A 19,567-nucleotide genomic window follows, 5' to 3' on the forward strand; every position below is an offset into this window, starting at 1 on the left:
TGAGCGGCAGCTTTGGAAAGATCGAGACATTGGGCGTCTGCCGACACGATATTCCGACCGGAAGGGTTGGAAACGGCCGGATGCCGAATGTCAGCTTTCCCTGATTCCCTGCTACAACCCGACAGGCAGCTAGCGGCCCCCAATCCGCCACCAACGTCATGTTCGAACCCGTCATGGTGGTCCACAAATACCGATGTGGATAGGGTTGCCAGGAAACGAGTGCGATCGCCTACCGCTTTGGCATGCTTTTGCCTCTGAGATCACGTTTCTGTGCTGCTGTCCTGAATTGTGCGTTAGCTGCGCCGTACCCATTGTAGCCATTTCGACGCTCGACAATTTCAAAGAAAAAGCCGTCGCCGTAAAGGCGCGAATAGAGCTGAAGATATTCCCCGCCGGTGTCGTCGCGATCATAGAGGATGTTGCCGGTCCTGAGCTGGTCAACGAACGCGTCATCCAGCCCAAATCTGGCCTGTAGATCGGCAAAGTAGTTGGGGGAGATTTCAAGGAAGGCGAAGCCGGTGGCCCTGAGCGCTTGTGCGGTCTCTAAAATGTCGGAAGAGGCGAACGCGATATGCTGGACTGACGAACCGAAGCTTTCCGAAATGAAATGCCCGGCGAGCGTCGAGCGTTGGTCGGCGCCGTTGAGTGTGAACCGGATAGTGCCGTTATCGTTCTCGATGACCTGCGATCGCACCAGACCCGCGGGGTCGACAACGTCGAGCATCGGGGTTTTGTGTGTGTCGAACAGCGTGGTGTAGAACAGCAGCCAAGTGAGCAGTTCTTCGTAATTCATGGTCTGGCCGACATGATCAACATGCGTAATGCCCATGTCAGGAGCGTCCAGCGTGCCGACCGGAGTGAATTCCGTCTCCCAGACCCTTGCCAGTTCGGTCTTGCCATCCACGAAATGCATGAGCCCGCCGCCTACCCCGCGAATGGCGGGGATTTTGAGCTCGCCCGGCCCCACCGGCTGCTCGAACGGTTCGGCCCCCAGCGCCCGCGCACGTTCGACGGTCGCTCGCGCGTCTTCGACCTTGAGGCCGATATCGCACACACAGGTACCATGCATGAGATAGGCCGAATGGGCAAAGCCCTCGCGCTCTGTGTTTATGACGATATTGACCCCGCCATTGCGGTAGAGATCGACATGCTTGGCGATGTGGCGCCCTTTGTGGGCAAAACCCATCGAGGCCAACATGGCCTTGAGATCTTCTGCCTCGGTCTCGTTGGCGGCAAATTCAATGAACTCCACACCCTGGACGGCAATCGGGGGCGGCATGGGCGCCAGGTCGATTCTGATGGCCGGCTCTGTGCGTCGCACAGCGTCCATAAGCGCTACCAATGAGCGATGGCCGTCGGCGGCGATGGTGCCGGGCGAGCCGCCGCGGAACTGGTCATTAAAGATTTCCAGCGACCACATACCGTCATATCCAGTGGCGGCCACGGCCGCAGCAAACCCTGTGACATCGAGATCGCCCTGTCCGGGCATGGTGCGGAAATGGCGGCTCCAATAGAGCAGATCCATGTCGATCAGCGGGGCGTCGGCAAGCTGGACAAAGAAAATCTTGTCGCCCGGTATCGAGCGGATGGTTTGGGGATCGATCTTTCGCGCTATTGTGTGAAAGCTGTCAACGATCAGCCCGACATTGGCATGATCGGCACGCCGTACGATCTCCCAGGCATCGCGATGGTCGTTGACATGCCGCCCCCAGGCTAGCGCTTCATAACCGATGCGCAAGCCGCGCCGCGCGGCGCGCTCGCCCAGCTGACGCAAATCGGCCGCGGCCCGGTCGATGCCGCCCATCGCGACGGGCGAGACGTTCGAGCAAATGAGCACCAGATCGGTGCCCAGCTCTTCCATCACATCGAACTTGCGCTCGGCTCGATCGAATGCCCGACTGCGCTCGGGCTCGGGCAGCCCTTCGAAATCGCGGAACGGCTGGAACAGCGAAATCTCGAGCCCATGATCCCGCACCATGCGTCCCACTTCGCGCGGGCCGCCATCGAAGGCCAGAAAGTCGTTCTCGAAAATCTCGATTCCGTCAAATCCGGCTCCGGCAATCGCTGCAAGCTTTTCGCGCAGATCGCCGCTGATCGACACCGTCGCGATTGAGGTCTTCATTGCGGCTCCTAAAACATACGAACTGGTTCGTACATTCTACAGATGGCTTAGCCCGCCGGTCAATCCACTGCTGGTCCGCCAGCATAAAGGACAACGGCGAAGCTAGATATATTCTGGCTTGGCCAAATACCTAAATACCATGTCGATGGTGTTCTGGCGCAAACTTGCCTGACTTTGGGCCGAACCCATGTCGCGACCGAAAAGATGAGAGAACGTGGCCCGGTTTGAGACGTTGAAAAAGCACAGCGCGCTGATCTGCCAGTGTATTTCAAGTGGATCGAGCCCCTCTCTGAAGACGCCTTCAGCGACGCCCTTGGCATAGATCGATCCGATCCGTGCGATGGCGGCCTCGTTGACCGCACGCAGTGCGGGCGAGCGCTCCATATAGCGGCCCGAATGGATGTTTTCGATCATCACCATTCGGATGAAATCCTCGTGCTCGGAATGGTGATCAAACGTAAACCCCACAAGGCGGCGGAGCCCCTCGAGCGGCGGCAGGCTTTCGATGTCGAGTTCGGCTTCCCCCTCACGCACCACGCGATAGGCGTTTTCGAGAGCGCTGACGTAAAGGCCTTCCTTGTCCCCGAAATAATAGTAGATCATCCGCTTGCTGGCGCGGGTCTTCTCGGCGATTTCGTCGATACGCGCTCCGGCCAACCCGTTGAGGGCAAATTCACTGGACGCAACTTCAATGATGTTGCGCCGCGTACCCTCGGGGTCCTGCTGGCGACGGCCGGGCCGCTTGCTGTCTTCAGTTTTGCTCAATATCCCGCCCCCGCCACAGCCCATGGCCGATTGACTAAACTAACTAGTTCGTACATTAATCACCTATTGTCGCGCCTGCATTTAGGTCGAGACGCTCAAAAAACACAAGGGCAAGCCAAATTGCTCAAAGGGGAATGCATTTGACCGCGGCTTCAGCATCAACGGGATCTTCAGGCATGGCGAAACTGGGCAGCGGCCTTACGGAATTGCTCAATATTGGCGCCAAGGGTGCGATCCACATCGGACTGCTGGGCCGCGGAATTGGCGCGTCGCTCTCCCCGATCATGCACCGCCAGGAGGGGGAACGACAGGGACTTGATTACCACTACCATCTGATCGATTTCGACGCCCTTGATCTGGGCAACGAGCATTTGGGCGATGTGATCGATCTGCTCGAAAAAGTCGGCTTCCGCGGCGTCAATGTTACCCACCCGTTCAAACAGGCCGTCCTCGATCACCTCAATCAGCTCGCTCCCGATGCGAAAGAGATCGGCGCGGTCAATACGGTGCTGTTTGATGGCGGCCAGCGCAGTGGCCATAACACCGATTGCTGGGGATTTGCCGAAAGCTTCCGGCGCGGCCTGCCAGGTGCCGGGCGCAAACGCGTGCTTCAGATCGGGGCAGGGGGCGCCGGCGCTGCCGTTGCCCGCGCCCTCGTCGAAGTGGGTGTTGAACAGTTGTTGGTGTTCGATACCGATGCCACCCGCAGCCAGGGCCTCGCGACGCGCATGTGCGAGATGGGCTACGGGGTCGCCGCAGTCGCGGACGTCTCATCGGCCGCGTCTTCCGATGGCATCGTCAATGCAACTCCCGTTGGCATGGACAAATATCCCGGCGTGCCGGTCGATATCGAGCTTATGCACCCGGGTCAATGGATCGCCGATATCATCTATTTCCCGCGCGAAACAGTGTTGATCAAGCGCGCGGCAGCGCTCGGATGCGCAACGCTACCAGGGGCCGGGATGGCAATATTTCAGGCGGTCAAAGCGTTCGAACTCTTTACCGGGCGCTCTCCATCGGCCGAGGAAATGACCCGCACTTTCCAGTCGGCGGCCTGATCGGCAGACCTTAGAGCCTGCCGGTACTCAAGATGTGATCGATGCCCGAGTGGATGTGTTGAGCCAATTTGGCCTGCGCCCCGGCAACATCGCGCTCGAGGGCCAGCCGGAACAGCTCCTTGTGGTCCTCGGAAACACCATCCCCACGAAAGCTCACCGCCAGAAGGTGATAGCGCATGAAGCGGTCGAAGATCGATTGGTGGATCGCTAGCAACGACTTTGAGCCGCAGGCCGAGATCAGCGCGTGATGGAAGGCGAAATCATATTTGATCCACTCGAACGTCCGGTTCGCATCCCCGCCGAGCAGCGCCTTTTCGATCGATGACAGCTTGTGATGGGCCGCAACGACATCTGCTTCCCAATCGAGGTCGCCAGCGGCAAAGGACAGAGCAAGGGCATGGTTTTCAAGAACAAGGCGCAGATCGCCCACTTCGCGCAGATTATCCACCGAGGCAGGGCTGACTTCGAACCCGCGTTGACCTTCAGCCACCACCAAATCCTCTGTGGTCAGCCGGTTGAGAATTTCGCGGAGCGTGGAAACACTGACGCCGTACTTGCTTTTCAGCTGCTCGAGCTTGAGCTTCTGCCCAGGCTTGAGATCGCCCGAGACAATATCGCCGCGAATCTTGCGGAAGGCCTGTTCACCTACCGTGTCGGAAATTTCGTCCATTGCGTCGTGTAGCGGTTTTGCGTTTGCCATGCTCGTCTCTTCCCTCATGGGCTGTTCCTGCCACGTCTACGTGCGCTTGTCACCTTCACGTTATCACGGTGGAAAATTGTTTCATATGATATTTTGTAATTTGACATACGTTATTGGGAAAGATAGATGCATTGACAGCAGGTGGAAAGCCGCTTGACATAAACGAACTAGTTCGTACATTTTGACACAGGCGACAGAGAGGGGAGATGTTGCGCGTCGTGACGCTGCGCCAATCATCGCCGGACGTAACAAGGAGGAAGATCGTTATGCTTTTGAATCTCACCCGCCGGGCTCTCATGCTCGGCACGGTTGCAGTCGCGGCCGCTGTGTCGATGCCGGCCGTGGCCCAAGATGCGCCCACGCTCCGGTTTTCGGCAGTGTTTTCCGATCAGGACATTCGTGCCGGCATGATGGGCCAGTTTGCCGATGCCGTGCGCGACATTGCGACCATCGAGCCCTATTACGGCGGCACCCTGTTTCGTCAGGGGACCGAGCTCGTTGCTCTCCAGCGTGGAAACCTCGAAATGGGCAATATCGCCCCTCAGGACATTTCCAACCAGATTCCCGAATGGTCACTTCTGACTTCGGCCTATCTGTTCCGTGACGCCGAACACCTGCGCGCATTCTTCGAGAGCGAAGTGGGCGAAGAGTTCAAGCAGATGGCTGAAGATCAGCTCGGCATCCACATTCTGGGGCCCACCTATTTTGGCGCCCGTCAGGTAGGTCTGCGCATCGACAAGGAAATCCAGACCCCGGCCGATATGGAAGGGGTTCGCCTGCGTATGCCGGGCGGCGATGCGTGGCAGTTCCTGGGCAGCGCGATTGGTGCCAATCCCACTCCGATGGACTATGCCGAGGTCTATACCGGCCTTCAGACCGGAGCCATCGACGGACAGGACAATCCCCTTCCCAACGTCCAGAACATGAAGTTCTACGAGGTTATGGATCAGATCGTTCTTACCTCACACCTGATCGGTTACGATCTTTTGGTGATCTCGTCCGATGCTTGGAATGCAATGTCGGCAGAGGATCAGGAAGCTTTCCAGGCTGCCGCCAGCGAAGCCATCAACTGGAGCCAGGCCGAACACATCGCCATGGAAGAGCAGTTGATCGGCGAGTTCGAAGCTGCCGGCCTTAAGATCTACGAGCCTGACCAGGACGCCTTCCGTGCCTACGCCCAGGAGCAGTACCTGAACTCCGATATCTCGGCCAGCTGGCCCGAAGGTGCGCTCGAAGCTATCAACGCCCTCTAAGGGAATATTGGGCGCCGTGGTTATTGCCGCGGCGCCCTTTCTGTATTTCCCTGATGCCTTAGTGGCTGTGAGGGGAGGAGATTTCCATGTCCGGACTATTGCGCATTGGACGATGGCTTGCCGCGCGGGCCGAGAACATTCTGGCCTTGATGCTAGGCGCCATGTTCGCCCTGTTCATCCTGCAAATCGTGTTCCGTTACGGGTTGCGCATGCAGAGCGGCTGGGCCTACGAGCTCAGCGCAGTTCTGTGGGTATGGATCGTGCTGTTCGGGACGACCTTCGTCTTGCGCTCGCGAGACGATGTGCGGCTCGATATCATCTACAGCGCGGTGAGTTCACGCACGCGCAGGATAATGACCGTCATAACGGCCGTTGCACTTGTAGCATTGTTCGGCCTCGCTTTGCCGGCCATCATTGACTACGTCCTCTTCATGAAGGTGGAAAAGACCGCCTACCTCAAGTTCCGCTACGACTACGTCTATTCCATCTTCATTGTTTTTACCGTCGTGACTATGGCCCGCTACATCTGGCGCGCCGGCGTCGCCGTATGGGGCAAGCAAGCCGATGACGAGATCGAAGGCCCCGCAAAATGATTTTTCTCGACCCCTTCTTTCTGTGCATCGTTTCGATCCTGGCGCTTGCCATTCTCGGTTTGCCAATCGGCCTATCGATGATCGCCGGCTCGATCCTCTATTTGTTCATGTCAGGACTCGACATGGGCATAGCGGCCGAACAATTCCTCAACCGGATGTATTCCAACTACATCATCCTTGCGGTTCCCCTGTTTATTCTTGCTGCCGAGTTCATGAACACCGGGTCGTTGTCCGACAGGCTTTTGGCATGGTGCAACGCGGTCGTCGGTCGTTTCCGGGGCGGGCTGGCCCAGGTGAACGTGCTGCAATCAATGGTATTTGCCGGCATGTCCGGCTCGGCCATTGCCGACGCCGCCGGCACGGGCAAGATGATCTATTCGCTCATGACCCGCGATGGCAAATACCCCGCCTCGTTTGCCGCGGCACTCACCGCCTCTTCTGCCGTGATTGGGCCGATCATTCCCCCCTCGATCCCCATGGTCCTTTACGCGCTCGTTTCTGACGCCTCGATCGGGTACCTTTTTTTGGGCGGCATCGTCCCCGGCGCCATCATGGGCGTTTCGTTGGCAATCATTGTCTATTTCAAGGCCCGCACCAACGACTTTCCGGTCGAAGACCCCGTGCCGCTGCGCGAATTGCCCCGCATCACCTGGACCTCGCTTCCCGCTCTGATGATGCCGGTCGTTCTGCTGTTCTGCATTTATAGCGGCATCACAACGCCAACCGAAGCCGCGGCCGTCGCCGCCGCTTACGCGCTAATCATTTCAATTGTTCTCTATCGTTCGATCAGTCTTAAGAGCTTCTATCGGTCTCTGGTGACTTCGTCGAAAACCACCGTGTCGATCGGAATGCTGATCGCCGGGGCGCTGGTCCTCAATTACGTGGTTACGGTCGAAAATATTCCCGCCACTCTCAGCGTCATACTGACCGAATGGAACCTCGATCCGGTCGCCTTTCTGATCTTCGTCAATGTGGTGCTCCTGCTTCTGGGCTGCATGCTTGAGGGAACCGCAATCATCCTCATCATCGTTCCGGTGCTCGTGCCCTCGGCTGCGGCATTGGGCATCGATCTCGTCCATTTCGGCGTCGTTGTCGTCATCAACGTCATGATTGGCCTGATTACGCCGCCATACGGCATGCTGCTCTTTGTCATGCAGTCCATCTCGCGGGCCAAGCTGCGCCATATCGTGGGCGACACTCTGCCCTTCCTCGGTGCGCTTCTTGTGGCGCTGATGCTCTTCACCTTCGTTCCCGATACCGTCCTGTGGCTACCGCGCATGTTCGGGTACCAGGGTTAGTTTTCGAAAGTTTGCGTAATGACCAAACCCATTTTTGTCCTCAATGGCCCCAATCTCAACCGGCTGGGCTTGCGTGAACCCGACCTTTACGGTGCAACCACTCTGGCTCAGGTCGAGGCGCTGTGCCACGCAAGCGCCGGCGGGCGGACAATAGAGTTCCGGCAAACCAACTCAGAAGAACGTCTGATCGATTGGGTGCATGAAGCAATCGATGCGGCGGCGGGCATCATCATCAATCCGGCGGCCTTCACCTTCACCTCTCTGGCCCTGTTTGATGCGCTAAAGATGTTCCCCGGACCGATCTTTGAATTCCACATCACCAATGTGCACCGGCGCGAGGCCGTATATCACCATTCCTACGTGTCCAAAGTGGCCACGGCCGTCATGGCAGGCATGGGTGCTGATGGCTATGGGATTGCCGTTCAGGCAATGTGCGCCCGCAAGGATTTGCTGGACTGACCATGGAAAAGCGTACCCTCACATTCGCGCAGGCCGAAGAGATCGCCAGGACGGCAATGGACGGCGCGCGGCAAGAGGGGTTCGACCTTGCCGTCGCCGTCGTCGATGATGGCGGCTGGCCCCAAATTCAAACGCGCATGGACGATGCGTTTCCCGCAGCGGTCGATGCGGCGCTGGCCAAGGCCCGCAGCGCAGCCCTGTTTCGCAGGCCCACCTCGGACTTTTCCAGGCGGGTCAAGGAGGGCATGCCTCTGGCCCATCTTCCCCATGTGACACCACTTGGCGGCGGTGTTCTGCTTGAGCGTGACGGCGTCTTCTTCGGCGCTCTGGGGCTGAGCGGTGCCCGTGAGGATACCGAGACGGCGCTGGCCGAACGCATCGCGGCCGAATTCGCGGCGGGCCGCATGGTCCTGGCATAGGGGAAAGCCCGCCGGCGGCTCCCAGCTCAAGGCCTCTGAGCCCGGCAACCGACAAATGAACACGATTTCAGCCGGACGCACCCTTGCGTTCGGACGCTAGGCGTTTGTCCTTTTACCCTCGAAATCAAAAAACAACATATGAAACAGAAAGTCTCATATTAAATCTTGCATGACGGATTTTAACATGCAATCAATCGGCGGGCTGGAGATCAGATTGCTCAGCCGGTGCAGCTGCTGGCCGTCACCAGCGGCACTGCGGCTCGACCGAAGATTTTGGAGGAGATTTAAAAATGACCAAGCTATTCGCGCGCCTCGCCGGCGCGGCCACCGTGATGACCGCCCTCACTACGATGCCCGCTCTGGCGCAACAGCCCGAGCAATACACGACGTTTGAAAAATACGGCTTTTGCGGCAGCATTGACGATAGCTGCTACAACTCATGGTACGATCGTACATCGGGCGAAGAAGAGCCCTGGAAGGTCTTTATCTACTCTCACGTCGCCACGGGCGTGAACCCGCATGACAATCGCGATGCGGGCGTTGAGGCGCTCACTGAACTGCTCGAGGGGCAGGGCTACGAGGTCACCACAAGTCAGGATCCTGCCGACCTCGAAAGCGGATTCGGGCTTCGGCCCTATGATGCCATCGTGTTCTTCAACACCGGCCGCGATGCCGTGACCAGCCTGGGCATGATGGCGCTTCGCATTTACGTCGAAGGCGGTGGCGGTTTTGTGGGTATCCACAACGCGTTCGGCACCAATTTCAACTCGACATGGTTCGAAGGTCTTCTTGGCGCGCAGCTTTATGACCACGGTCCGCGGCAGGCGGGCACTGTCATCGTCGAGAGCGAGAATGACGTCTCGGTGGCGCATCTGGCCGAGGGTACTCAGTTCAGCGATGAAGAGTTCTATAACCTCAACCCCGACCCGCGTTGGCTGAGCGATGTGCGCATTCTGCTCAGCGTCGACAATGCGACGCGCGAGCAGGGACTGGATGGCTATTACGGCAATCCCGGCATGGGCGACACCAACCCCGTGTCCTGGTGCCACTATTACGATGGCGGGCGGGCATGGCTCACCACGCTCGGCCACAGTTTTGAAATTCTAGAGGATGAGAACTGGCGCCAGCACGTGCTCGGCGGCATCGACAGCGTGATGGGCAAAGAGCCCTTCTGTCAGGAGTAATCCTCCCGGGTGTGTCTGCCGGATGCGTCACTTGGCGGTCCGGCAGCGCATCCGCGCCTCGCTCCCCTGTCTGCATCAACGGAGTCCTCCCGTGCAATTTCTCTTAAAGCATCCGCACATCCCGGTCCTTGGTTGCGCGCTCGCATTTGCTGGCTTGGCCGCACTGCCGGCGATTGCGCAGGACCATGCGCTTGAAGGCGGTTCCATTGGCGTCGATCAGGTCGAGCGCGGCCAGCAAGAGTACATGGCGAACTGTTCGATTTGCCATGGCGAGGATCTTCATTCGGTCCTCTCGACGGCGCCCGATCTTACCGGCTCCGTGTTCAAATATGGCTGGGTCGGGCAAACCGTCGGCGCAAAATACAACGTCATTTCGACAACCATGCCTGCAGGCATGGGCGGGTCGCTTTCGGATCAGACCTATGTCGACATCGTCGCCTACATTCTGTCCGCCAACGGCGTTCCGGCGACAGAAGATGGCGAACTGCCGGTCGATCCCGAAGCCCTTCAGGCCATCACCATAACCGCTCCGTGACGCTTGCGAGCCCAGCGCCCCGATCCCGACACCACTTCTGAAAATTCTGGAGGAGATACAATGAAACTGAGATCTATTGTCAGCGTAGCAGCATTGCTTGCCGTACTTGGCGCCTCGGCTCCCGCATGGGCCCAAGACGATGCGTTCACCCCGGTCACCGATGAGATGCTGAGCGCCCCGGCCGATGGCGACTGGCCACTTTGGCGGCGCGCGCTTGACAGCTGGGGCTATTCCCCGCTCGATGAAATCGACCGCGAAAACGTGAGCGATCTGACCCTGGCCTGGGGCTGGTCCATGGAGCCCGGCTGGCAGGAAACGGCGCCGATCGTCTATGACGGCGTTATGTATCTCGCCAATCCTGATGGCATTGCCCAGGCCCTTGATGCGGTGACCGGCGATCTCTTGTGGGAATACCGGCGCGAAATGCCCGAAGGGTTCCGTCCTGGCATGATGAGCCGTGGTTTGGCCATCTATGGTGACAAGGTCTTTTTTGCGACGCCCGATGCGGGACTTGTCGCACTGGACGCGGTCTCGGGTCAGGTCGTCTGGGAAACCGACGTTGCTGGCGACGGCAAGACCGTAACAGCCGCTCCCGTCGTCGCTGATGGCAAGGTCATCGTCGGTTACATGGGGTGCTTCGGGTTCGTGGCGGACAAGTGCGGCGTGGCCGCGTTTGACACCGAAACCGGTGACGAAGTCTGGCGCACCATCACCGTTTCCGATGCCCCCGAAGGCGAGGACAGCTGGGGCGGCATGCCCTACGTCCTGCGCGGCGGTGGTGACATCTGGACGTCGGCATCATACGATCCCGAAGCCGATCTGGTCTATATCGGCTCGTCTCAGGCCAAGCCCTGGGCCCGCGCCAGCCGCGGTCAGGACGATGCCTCGCTCTACACCAGCTCAACCCTGGCGCTCGACCCCGATACCGGGGAAATCGAGTGGTTCCGCCAGTACATTCCGGGCGAAACAAACGATATGGACGAGGCCTTCGAGCACATCCTTGTCGATATCGATGGGGAGCCTTCTTACGTCAACATGGGCAAGCTAGCCATTCTCTGGCGCGGCAACCGCGAGACGGGCGAGCCCTATCCCGCCTTTGACCTCGGCTGGCAGGACCAGATCGACATCACCGAGGAAGGTACATTTGCCAACTATCGCGACGGCAAGATTGCCGAACTGGGTGAGCCCATAACCATGTGCCCGAGCACGACCGGGTTCCGCAGCTGGCGCTCGCTTGCCTATAGCCCGCACACCCGCGCCGTCTACATCCCCATGAGCATCAATTGCGACACTGCCATGACCTATGGCGAAGTGGAGATGGTCGAAGGCGGCGGCGGCAATGGACAGGTTGGCAGCACCCGCGCCATCCACCCCGATAGCCCGGACAATGTCGGTCGCTTCGTTGCCATGAATATCGATACTGGCGAAGTGCTTTGGGAAAACCCCTCGCGCTCTCCGGCCAATACCGCCATGCTCACGACCGCCGGCGGTCTTGTTTTCGGCGGCGATTGGGATCGCCACATGTACGCATGGGACGAGGAAACCGGCGAAGTGCTTTGGGAAACCCGCCTGCCGCAGGCCGCACAGGGCTACCCGATCGCTTATGCCGTCGATGGAAAGCAGTATATTGCAGTCCCTGTAGGGGTGGGGGGGTATTCCTGGTCTTCCAGCGTTCCCAGCCAGTTGACCCCCGAAATCAAGCGTCCCAGTTCGGGCAATGCAGTGCTCGTCTTCGCACTACCCGACCGCGGCTGACGGCCAGGATTAGCGTGCAATGGGCCGGCTCACGCCGGCCCATTTGCCTGTTTGAAGGCGAAACCTGGAAAGAATTCGAGGATCATATGGGTCTTGGCTTGTTGAAACAGATCATCTGCTCCATGAGCCTGCTGGTTGCCGCGCTTCCAGCCGCTCCGGCTGCGTTGGCCCAGCCCTTCGTGCCTGTAGAATCTTATAATCGCACCCGCCCCGACTTCGGAAACCGGCTGCCGCTGTGTGTGATTGCCAATAGCCCCACGCTCGGCCGGGACCGTGAGGTTGCCGCCGAGTTGGCTCATGTCCTGCTGCTCGAGCCCGAAATCGTCGAAATGGATGTCGATGTCGATCTCCTCGACAGTGAAGGCCTCTGGCCCTCAATTCTCCTCCACCTCGCAGAAAAGTGCGTCGGTATCATGGGCGTCCAGATCATTCCCGGCGAAATTGCGCCCGACTGGATGATCCTGTCGCGGCCCTATTTCGAGGCGCCCTATGTCCTGCTGACGCGCGACGACGAGATCGAAAATCTTGCCGATTTGCCGGCCGAAACCCGCGTGGGCGTCCCACTTTATACCCCAATCGATATCGAAATGATGACTGTGATCGCAGCCGGCGGCCAGCTAGGGGAACTGCGACGGCTCCCCTATGACCGGCCCGAACTCATGGCATCACTGATGCGTAGTGGCGAGATGGACGCTGCCATCGTCTGGGAGCCTCATCTTGAACTGCCGACTGTCCAGCCGCTCGATTTCTTCGTGGGTCGGGCCAGCATTGCGCCGCTGCGGCAGGATAGGCGTGCCGTCGCCGTGCTCCTGCGCAGCCAGGACCGGATGCTTCGAACCATGATTGACGATGCCATTGCAGCCCTGTCCATGGAGATCGGGCCATGAGCAATTATGGATTGTCTTCAGATGGTTGGCCGTCCTTCTTGACGCGTCAGATTCTGGTGATTGCTGAAACAGAGTCGACGCGAGCATGACAGATCGAACGTTCGCATTTGATGGCCGGGCGAAAACTGGCGGTTCCAGATCGATCCATGCTGCCGGTATCGGACGGGCGGCGAGCCGAGAGGGTCCATCATGTTGGATTTGAGTTTTCTGCAAATCCTTTCGCGCCTCATTGCAATTATCATCGTATTGGCGGTGATGGGCTTTAGCCTGGCTGGATTTGCGCGGCTCTTGGGCGACAAGGGCATGATCCACGACGGCAAGCTTTCGCTTAACCCGCTAACCCATATAGACATCTTTGCTCTGGTGGCCGGCGTTGCCGGGCGCATAGGCTGGCTTCGCCCCGTAAACATCGATCCGTTGGAATGTCGTGGTCACCGCGTGGCTCCGGTGCTGGCCGCGATTGGCGCTATGACCGCGCTCTTTTTTCTCGGTCGCGTTGCCGGCGTTCTTCAGCCGTGGGTCGCCACATCGTGGCCCACCAGCAGTGCGAGCTTTGCAACTGCTACTCTGCGAGCTATTGGCGATACGGCTGGATGGACGCTTGCCGCCAACGCCATTCCCGTCCCGCCGCTTCTCGGCGGCTATCTTGTTCAGGCTATTGCCCCGGCTACCCACGACTGGCTGGTTAAGCGACATTCCTTTGTTTCATTCGCCCTCTCAGCGCTGGTCATTTTCAGTTACGGGAGTCTGTCTAACACGCCGTTTGGCGGATGGGCCAGTACATTGGGACGAGGTTGATCCTGGTGTTGCAAGCGTTCGCCGCCTTTGCCTCTGTCCTTGTCCGGCCGCATTGCGCCTTGCAAGCGTTCGGCGTCATTACACGTGGCGGCTCGGCGTCGTTGGGCCTATCGGCTTTTGAGGGGTTTGGAACCTGTAGCTCTGCCGAGGGAGTGATCTTATGAGCCGGACTGCCGGCACGCCCGCGATTTTGGTTGAAAGCGTATCCAAGCGCTTTGGTCGTGTTCTGGCGCTTGATGATGTGTCTTTGTCGGTGCGGCAGGGCGAGACATTTGCCTTGCTTGGCCCCAATGGTGCGGGAAAGTCGAGCCTGATCGATATTTTGTGCACGATCAGCAGGCCCGATGGCGGACGGGCCGAGATAACCGGTATCGATGTCGTCAGGCACCCCTTGCAGGCCCGCAAGCGGTTGGGTGTTGTGTTCCAGGAGGCAACGCTGGATACGCGCCTTTCGGTTTATGAGAACCTTAATTTCCACGGCATGGTCTATCAGATGAACCGGGCTGACCGGCGCCGGCGCATCGATGAGATGCTTGCGCTGGTTGAACTTTCCGACTGGCGCGATGCGGTGGTGAGAACCCTCTCTTCGGGTATGCGGCGACGCCTCGAGATCGCACGCGGCCTGATGCACGAGCCCAGAATATTGTTTCTCGATGAGCCCACCATCGGTCTCGACACACAGTCGCGTGCCAAGATCTGGTCCTATCTCGAACAGCTGCGGGCCAGCCAGAATCTCTCCATCATCGTGACAACCCACTATATCGAGGAGGTCGATACCTGCGATACGATCTGCATCATCGATCATGGCAGGATTTTGGTGACCGGCACGCCGGAAACGCTCAAGGCAGCGCATGGCACGAGCCTGTTTCGCGTGACGCCCCGCACGCCTGACGCCCATGCAGCTCTTGTCGCGCGATATCCCGGCACCGTGGAAGGGGCCGAAGGTCAGTTGCTGATCAGGGCAGAAGACGCCGGCAGCGCCGATGCTCTGCTGGCCGAATTCGGAACCCGATTGCGCCAGGTCTCGGTCGATCAGCCGAGCCTTGAAAGCGTGTTCCTGTCACTCACCGGTCGCGACCTGCGCGAGGCGCCGCCTGCCGTCGGCAAGACGCGGGGGCACCCATGAGCCAGCCCCCGCCCAAAGACATGGCCATTCAACCGGGCGAAGACCCGGGCCCATGGCTGGTTGCGGCAACCCGGATCGGGTTTCTCGCCATGCTGATCGTTCTGTGGTGGATCGCGTCGGTCAATGTGGCGCGCAACATCATCCCCTCGCCCTGGGCAACGCTGCAGGCGGCAGGCGGGCTGCTGCAGGAGGGGCGCCTGCAGACCGCTTTTGTCGATTCCCTGTCGGTCTATCTTTCGGGCTATGGCCTTGCGATCCTGTGTGCCATCCCGCTCGGGGTCGCCATGGGCGCGTTCAACCTGCTTGGCCGGACGCTCGAGATCTATGTCTATGCGCTTTCGGCCACCCCCCGCGTCGCGTTCATTCCCCTTATCATCGTACTGCTCGGACTGGGCTCGGAAGCCAAGGTGTTCATCGTCTTTCTTGGCGCCGTAATGCCCATTCTGATCAACACCTATGCCGGCGTGCGCCAGTCCGATCCCGAGCTTGTCGAAATGGCCCGCTCGGTCGGCGCTGGGCGACTTCGGATCTTTACCCGTATCGTGCTACCCGGCGCCGTGCCTTATGTCATTGTCGGCCTGCGCCTTGGCGCTACGATCGGTCTCATCAATACCGTGGTCGCCGAGCTTTATACCGCCGTGCGTGGTCTGGGCGGGCTTCTGGCCATCTATGGCAACACGTTCAGGATGGCGGAGTACTTCGTCATCGTCCTTTCGCTCGCAGCCATCGGGGTCGTCGTGACCGAGGGGCTGCGTTTCGTCGAACTGCGCCTTGCCAGATGGCGGCGCTAAACATCCAAGGGAGAGAGTAAATGACCACCAAATCAATGATGCTGGCTCTGGCCGGATCGGTCGCGAGCCTGGCCCTGATGACCGGCGCCGGGCTGGCGCAATCGAGCGAGCCCTTCCGCCTGATCCTGACCCACCTCGAGCCGCCGCTTGTTCCCAATTCCGTAATGGATCTGGCCGCAGAGCTGGGCTATTTCGAAGCCGAAGGCGTCGATGTCGAACTCGTTCGCGTTCAGCAGACCCCCTCGGCCATCGCCGCGCTGCAATCGGGCGAGGGCGAAATGGCCAATATCGGTGTCGATGCGCTTTTGCAGGTGATCCACAATGGCGCTACCGATTTCCGCGCGGTGACCTCGCCCAACAAATCGTTGCCGTTCCTCATCGCCTCCAAGGACGATATCGCAACGCCTGCCGATCTTGCCGGCCGCAGCTTTGGTGTTGGACGGGTGGGAAGTCTCGACCACTCGCTTTCGACATTGGTGCTGTCGAGCCAGGGCGTTTCAATCGATGATTCCGAAATCGTCTCGCTCGGCCAGCCCGATATCCGCGCCCAGGCGCTCCTGGCCGGGCAGGTCGATGCCACGACCATGTCGATCGGCGTGTGGAGCGAACTGCCCGACACTCAGGGTCTGCATGTTCTGATCGATCAGGACGCCTATTATGAGGGCGCGCCTGTGATCAACAAGGTCAATGCCGTCACCGGCGAGGTTCTGACCGAGCGGCGCGAGGACGTTGAAGCTGTGATCCGGGCTCTGACCAGGCTCTCGCGCGACTTCGCAGAAAACCCCCAGATGTGGGTCGACGCGATGATGGAGGTTCGCCCCGACGTCAGCCCCGAAGTGCTCGAGATGCTTGCGCAGTCCTTTGTTGGCAGCTGGAGCGTCAATGGCGGCATGAGCGTTGAGGAACTGAGCTTTACCAGCGACTGGCTGTATGAGACCGAAGACTTCACCGATTTCGAGCCTCTGGCGCTCGAAGACTGGGTCGATTTCGGGCCTGTTGATGCCGTTCTGGCCGAATTGGGCACTGACGATACCATGGACCCCGCCGATCGATGAGCGTCGTCCATTTCCCGGGAGGTGACCGCGTGGCACCAAAGCCGCAGGCGTCAAAGACCCTGCTCACATTCGCAGATGTCCACAAACGCTTCGTCCAGCCGGACGGGTCGGTCAACACGGCGATCGATGGCGTTTCGCTCGACATCGCCGAACGCGAATTTGTTGCCCTGATCGGCCCCTCGGGATGCGGAAAGACCACAATCCTGCGGCTGGCCAACGGCCTGATCGTTCCCGATGCCGGATCGATCCGGATCGATGGTCGGCCGCCCGAACCTGGACCCGATATGGGCTTTGTCTTTCAGGCCTTCCGCCTGATCCCATGGGCCAATGCGCAGGCCAATATCGAATTCGCTTTGGAAAGCCTCGACCTCTCCAGGGCCGAGCGCGCCGAACGGGCCCGGCATTATCTCGATCTCGTCGGGTTGTCGCGCTCGGCCAAGGCCTATCCGGCCCAGCTTTCGGGCGGCATGAAGCAGCGCGTGGCCCTGGCGCGCGCGCTGGCGGGAGAACCGCGCGTGCTCCTGATGGACGAACCCTTCGCAAGCCTCGACGCGCAAACGCGCGAACTGATGCAGGGCGAATTGCTCTCCATCTGGCGGCGGCTCACCCCCACCGTCGTTTTTGTCACCCACAGCGTCGATGAGGCGCTCGTGCTGGCCGATACCATCGTGGTGATGGGCGCCGGAACGGTGCTCGAAACCATCAGGGTCGATCTGCCGCGACCACGGCTCACCGTCGAAATGCGCGCTGATCCGCGGTTCCTCGAACAGAGGTCCTATTTGTGGAACCGTATCCGCGACCTTGTGCTCACCGACCCCGCCTCTGAATTCTTCGGCCGTAATCTCAACGAATAGGAGCTCCCGATGACCGCCATGTGGGGACAATTGGTCGGCGTCTATGCCATCTGGCTGCGCGAGGTCAAACGCTCGCTGCGCGACAAGGGACAACTGATCGGCGGCGTCAGTCGGCCCCTGCTGTGGGTGCTGATCCTGGGCATCGGTCTCAACCCCTATTTCCGGGGCGAAGTGTATGGCGAAGTGCGGTTCGTGGTGCCCTACACCTATCTCCAGTTCATCTTCCCCGCCGTCATCGTCCTCAACATTCTTTACACCTCCATCCAGTCTGCGGTCTCGCTGATCTGGGACCGCGAGTTCGGGTTTTTGCGCGAGGTTCTGGTCTCACCCATGTCACGCAACATGATCCTTCTGGGCAAGGTCCTGGGCGGCGCCACGACCGCCGTCATCCATGGCTGCATGGTGCTGGTCGTCGCGCGCTTCGTCGGCGTCACCCTGACCTGGGAGACGATCTTTGCAGCTATCGGGCTGATGTTCGCCCTGGCGTTCGGGTTGACCGCCTTCGGCATCGTCATTGCCAATTACGTGCGTGGGTTCGAGAGCTTCGGGGTATTCTCCAATGCCGTGATCCTGCCGCTCTATTTCACCGCCAGTTCCGTCTTCCCGCTCGATCCGGCACTGACCCGCGCCCAGACGCTGGTGACCTACCCCGAATGGCTGGTCATCATCGTCGAGCACAACCCCCTGACCTATGCCGTCGATGCGATGCGCGGCATCCTGATCAAGTTCAATCAGTTCGATCCAGCTCTCGGTTTTCAGGTGGTTGGCATCATGGCCGTCGGCCTGTTCCTTCTGGCCATGTGGGAATTCCGGAAAGTCTGATGTCGGCTCCCGCTCACAAAAGGCCACGCAAGAGCCATTGGCTGTTCGACATGGCCCCTCTGGCGCTCTGCTTTGCGCTGCTGTTTGCCGTGAGCTTCTTGCCGCCCGACAGCGCGCGCTACGAGGTCGACAGGCTCGGTCGGCTCAATGTGTGCATGCCGCCCCTCTACCCGCCGCTTGTGACCGGCAAAGCGGACAGGCCCGGCTTTGAGGTCGAATTGCTCCAGGAAATCACCGAACGGCTTGGCTGGCGGCTCAACATCGTCTCCAACGCGTCGATGGGGCGCGATTTCAATCCACGCAGCTGGCGCATCACCCGTGCCCAGTGCCAGGTCCTGGCCGGAGGCATCGCGGTCAATTCGACGACGCGTTCGTTCCTCGACACCACCGACCCGCATCTCGTGACCGGATGGGCCCTGATCGCACCGCCCGGCACCACCATCGAGACCGTGCAAAGCCCGGTGGGCTTTCTGGCCGGCCTCACGGGTCTCGACCGGATCGGGCTGGGCCAGTATCTGCGCCAGCGCGCCATCACCGCGACCATCGTCAACGACGCCGCCACCCTGCGCGCCCGCCTGGAGGCCGGCGATTACGATGCGGCGATCACCGAAGCCCTGCTGGCCAGCACCACTTTTTCCAACACCAACCTCGCCATCACCGTCCTCGGTCCACCCCTCGAACGCATTCCGCTGGGCATGGGGTTCTGGAAAGGCGATCTGACGCTCAAGCGCGCTGTGCAATCCACGATCGCCAACATCCGCGCAGACGGAACATTGGCCGTCATCGCAGCGCGATATAATCTGAAGAGCGAAGCCGTTTCTTCATCCAAGTAAGGCAGGCACAGGAGCATTCCAGCACCATCTCCCTCCCTCAGCGGTCTTCAACACCTCTACCATAGCACAGAGATGCCCTCGGGGCGTCCAACCTTGGCTATCTCGGCGTGGATATCGAGGATGCATTGCTGCTGGCTGAACGGCCCGAAATATGTTCTGGAGCGGTCGTTTGTTCACAACGAATGACTGCTTCGTGCAGCTGACGCTTAGCCCACATCCGCGAAGAGGCGGGAGGAAGAGGGTCGGTTCTGGTGCCTTGA

The 19,567-nt window shown here is 59.7% G+C and carries 20 protein-coding genes; 17 read left to right on the forward strand and 3 right to left on the reverse strand.

Annotated features, from left to right (window positions below):
- Nucleotides 1–229: 229 nt before the first annotated feature.
- Nucleotides 230–2,122, reverse strand: coding sequence for a bifunctional sugar phosphate isomerase/epimerase/4-hydroxyphenylpyruvate dioxygenase family protein (locus tag OF122_RS04920; protein WP_264226697.1), 1,893 nt, complete (start codon nucleotides 2,120–2,122; stop codon nucleotides 230–232).
- Nucleotides 2,123–2,224: 102 nt separating this feature from the next.
- Nucleotides 2,225–2,887, reverse strand: a complete 663-nt coding sequence (locus OF122_RS04925) for a TetR family transcriptional regulator (RefSeq protein WP_264226698.1) — start codon at nucleotides 2,885–2,887, stop codon at nucleotides 2,225–2,227.
- Nucleotides 2,888–3,063: 176 nt separating this feature from the next.
- Here OF122_RS04925 and OF122_RS04930 point away from each other — a divergent pair, with 176 nt between their 5' ends.
- Nucleotides 3,064–3,945: a shikimate dehydrogenase gene (locus OF122_RS04930; RefSeq protein ID WP_264226699.1), complete on the forward strand. Its 882-nt coding sequence runs from the start codon at nucleotides 3,064–3,066 to the stop codon at nucleotides 3,943–3,945.
- A 10-nt stretch (nucleotides 3,946–3,955) separates the two neighbouring features.
- On the opposite strand, the gene OF122_RS04935 is transcribed toward OF122_RS04930, so the two are convergent.
- Nucleotides 3,956–4,645, reverse strand: a complete 690-nt coding sequence (locus OF122_RS04935; protein WP_264226700.1) for a GntR family transcriptional regulator — start codon at nucleotides 4,643–4,645, stop codon at nucleotides 3,956–3,958.
- Between the two features lie 266 nt (nucleotides 4,646–4,911).
- On the opposite strand from OF122_RS04935, the gene dctP reads away from it, so the two are divergent.
- The 16 genes from dctP (at nucleotide 4,912) to OF122_RS05015 (ending at nucleotide 19,307) form a co-directional block, all read left to right on the forward strand.
- Complete coding sequence (gene dctP / locus OF122_RS04940; RefSeq protein ID WP_264226701.1) at nucleotides 4,912–5,898, forward strand: TRAP transporter substrate-binding protein DctP; 987 nt, start codon at nucleotides 4,912–4,914, stop codon at nucleotides 5,896–5,898.
- 86 nt (nucleotides 5,899–5,984) lie between these two features.
- A complete protein-coding gene (locus tag OF122_RS04945; RefSeq protein ID WP_264226702.1) occupies nucleotides 5,985–6,491 on the forward strand; it encodes a TRAP transporter small permease in 507 nt (168 codons plus the stop codon).
- A complete protein-coding gene (locus OF122_RS04950) occupies nucleotides 6,488–7,789 on the forward strand; it encodes a TRAP transporter large permease (RefSeq protein ID WP_264226703.1) in 1,302 nt (433 codons plus the stop codon). The genes OF122_RS04945 and OF122_RS04950 overlap by 4 nt, the downstream gene beginning before the upstream one ends.
- An 18-nt stretch (nucleotides 7,790–7,807) precedes the next feature.
- On the forward strand, nucleotides 7,808–8,248 hold the full coding sequence (locus OF122_RS04955) for a type II 3-dehydroquinate dehydratase (RefSeq protein WP_264226704.1): 441 nt from the start codon (nucleotides 7,808–7,810) through the stop codon (nucleotides 8,246–8,248).
- A gap of 2 nt (nucleotides 8,249–8,250) precedes the next feature.
- Complete coding sequence (locus OF122_RS04960; protein WP_264226705.1) at nucleotides 8,251–8,667, forward strand: GlcG/HbpS family heme-binding protein; 417 nt, start codon at nucleotides 8,251–8,253, stop codon at nucleotides 8,665–8,667.
- Nucleotides 8,668–8,957: 290 nt separating this feature from the next.
- Nucleotides 8,958–9,851 carry a ThuA domain-containing protein gene (locus OF122_RS04965; RefSeq protein WP_264226706.1) on the forward strand — a complete coding sequence of 298 codons (894 nt, stop codon included), beginning with the start codon at nucleotides 8,958–8,960 and terminating at the stop codon, nucleotides 9,849–9,851.
- Between the two features lie 91 nt (nucleotides 9,852–9,942).
- Nucleotides 9,943–10,386, forward strand: coding sequence for a c-type cytochrome (locus OF122_RS04970; RefSeq protein WP_264226707.1), 444 nt, complete (start codon nucleotides 9,943–9,945; stop codon nucleotides 10,384–10,386).
- Between the two features lie 60 nt (nucleotides 10,387–10,446).
- A complete protein-coding gene (locus OF122_RS04975) occupies nucleotides 10,447–12,141 on the forward strand; it encodes a pyrroloquinoline quinone-dependent dehydrogenase (RefSeq protein WP_264226708.1) in 1,695 nt (564 codons plus the stop codon).
- Nucleotides 12,142–12,239: 98 nt separating this feature from the next.
- Complete coding sequence (locus tag OF122_RS04980) at nucleotides 12,240–13,028, forward strand: substrate-binding periplasmic protein (RefSeq protein WP_264226709.1); 789 nt, start codon at nucleotides 12,240–12,242, stop codon at nucleotides 13,026–13,028.
- A 189-nt stretch (nucleotides 13,029–13,217) separates the two neighbouring features.
- Nucleotides 13,218–13,826, forward strand: coding sequence for a zinc metalloprotease (locus OF122_RS04985; protein ID WP_264226710.1), 609 nt, complete (start codon nucleotides 13,218–13,220; stop codon nucleotides 13,824–13,826).
- A gap of 160 nt (nucleotides 13,827–13,986) precedes the next feature.
- Nucleotides 13,987–14,952 carry an ABC transporter ATP-binding protein gene (locus tag OF122_RS04990; RefSeq protein WP_264226711.1) on the forward strand — a complete coding sequence of 322 codons (966 nt, stop codon included), beginning with the start codon at nucleotides 13,987–13,989 and terminating at the stop codon, nucleotides 14,950–14,952.
- Nucleotides 14,949–15,743, forward strand: a complete 795-nt coding sequence (locus OF122_RS04995; RefSeq protein ID WP_264226712.1) for an ABC transporter permease — start codon at nucleotides 14,949–14,951, stop codon at nucleotides 15,741–15,743. The genes OF122_RS04990 and OF122_RS04995 overlap by 4 nt, the downstream gene beginning before the upstream one ends.
- A gap of 20 nt (nucleotides 15,744–15,763) precedes the next feature.
- Entirely contained in the window at nucleotides 15,764–16,798 is a 1,035-nt protein-coding gene (locus OF122_RS05000; protein ID WP_264226713.1) for an ABC transporter substrate-binding protein, read from the forward strand.
- A gap of 29 nt (nucleotides 16,799–16,827) precedes the next feature.
- Nucleotides 16,828–17,652, forward strand: a complete 825-nt coding sequence (locus OF122_RS05005; RefSeq protein ID WP_264226714.1) for an ABC transporter ATP-binding protein — start codon at nucleotides 16,828–16,830, stop codon at nucleotides 17,650–17,652.
- A 9-nt stretch (nucleotides 17,653–17,661) separates the two neighbouring features.
- Entirely contained in the window at nucleotides 17,662–18,474 is an 813-nt protein-coding gene (locus OF122_RS05010) for an ABC transporter permease (RefSeq protein ID WP_264226716.1), read from the forward strand.
- Nucleotides 18,474–19,307 carry a substrate-binding periplasmic protein gene (locus OF122_RS05015; RefSeq protein WP_264226717.1) on the forward strand — a complete coding sequence of 278 codons (834 nt, stop codon included), beginning with the start codon at nucleotides 18,474–18,476 and terminating at the stop codon, nucleotides 19,305–19,307. The genes OF122_RS05010 and OF122_RS05015 overlap by 1 nt, the downstream gene beginning before the upstream one ends.
- Nucleotides 19,308–19,567 lie beyond the last annotated feature (260 nt).

Source organism: Pelagibacterium flavum (genome assembly GCF_025854335.1).
Lineage (GTDB): Bacteria > Pseudomonadota > Alphaproteobacteria > Rhizobiales > Devosiaceae > Pelagibacterium > Pelagibacterium flavum.